The sequence below is a fragment of the Micromonospora sp. M61 genome (assembly GCF_018070245.1).
GTDB lineage: Bacteria > Actinomycetota > Actinomycetes > Mycobacteriales > Micromonosporaceae > Micromonospora > Micromonospora zamorensis.
Map to the genome: position 1 here is coordinate 1 of NZ_JAGPYA010000175.1, position 936 is coordinate 936.

The window sequence follows — 936 nt, forward strand, 5'->3', positions numbered from 1 at the left end:
CCGTCGACCAGTTCCCCGGTCGAGGGGGTGTAGCCGGTGGTGGAGGTGAACGTGCCGCTGAAGCCGACGTCGAGCAGCGGTTGGTAGTCAGCCGCCGCGACGCGCCACTGCTGGTTGGTGGCGGTGGCGCAGGGCCAGAGGATGAGTCTGGTGTTGTTGGCGGTGGCGCCGCCGTTGGCGTCGAGGCAGGTGCCGGTGGCCTGGTTGCGCAGGGTTTTGGCGGTGGTGTCGTAGGTCCAGCGTTGGTTGGTGGCGGTGCCGCAGGTGGTGATGGTGGCGGCGGCGCCGGCTGTGGTGCTGGCGGGGGCGAGGCATTTGCCGCGGTTGCGGATGGTGCTGTCGGCCTGGCGGGTCCAGATCTGGTTGGTCGCTGCGGTGCAGTCCCAGAGGATCAGGGCGGTGCCGTCGGTGGTGGCGGCGCCGGGTACGTCGACACAGCGTCCGCTGGCCACTCCCGTGATCGTGCCGTCCCCCGGGGCCGCGGCGGCCGGTGCCGCCCGTGGGGTGAGCTGGACCAGGCAGGTGGCGAGCAGGGCCAGGGCGGCCAGTGTTGCGCCGCTTGCGCGCGTGCGGCGGCGCAGGGTGCGGGTCATGGGGGTGTCCTCTCCGGGAACGGGTCAGGGAGGGATGGCGCAGAGGTGAGGTGACCCACGGGTACGGCCAGCCGGCGGTGAGGGCCGGCGTCACACCAGCCACTGCTGGTTGGTGGCGGTGGTGCAGGGCCAGAGGATGAGTCTGGTGTTGTTGGCGGTGGCGCCGCCGTTGGCGTCGAGGCAGGTGCCGGTGGCCTGGTTGCGCAGGGTTCTGGTGGTGGTGTCGTAGGTCCAGCGTTGGTTGGTGGCGGTGCCGCAGGTGGTGATGGTGGCGGCGGCGCCGGCTGTGGTGCTGGCGGGGGCGAGGCATTTGCCGCGGTTGCGGATGGTGCTGTCGGCCTGG

2 protein-coding genes are annotated in these 936 nt (G+C 71.9%); both read right to left on the reverse strand.

Annotated elements, in window-relative coordinates:
- A partial coding sequence (locus KBX34_RS33185; protein WP_210929006.1) for an RICIN domain-containing protein occupies positions 1–593 on the reverse strand: 593 nt, incomplete at its 3' end.
- Positions 594–683: 90 nt separating this feature from the next.
- On the reverse strand, positions 684–936 hold a 253-nt coding region (locus KBX34_RS33190; RefSeq protein ID WP_210929007.1), incomplete at its 5' end, for an RICIN domain-containing protein.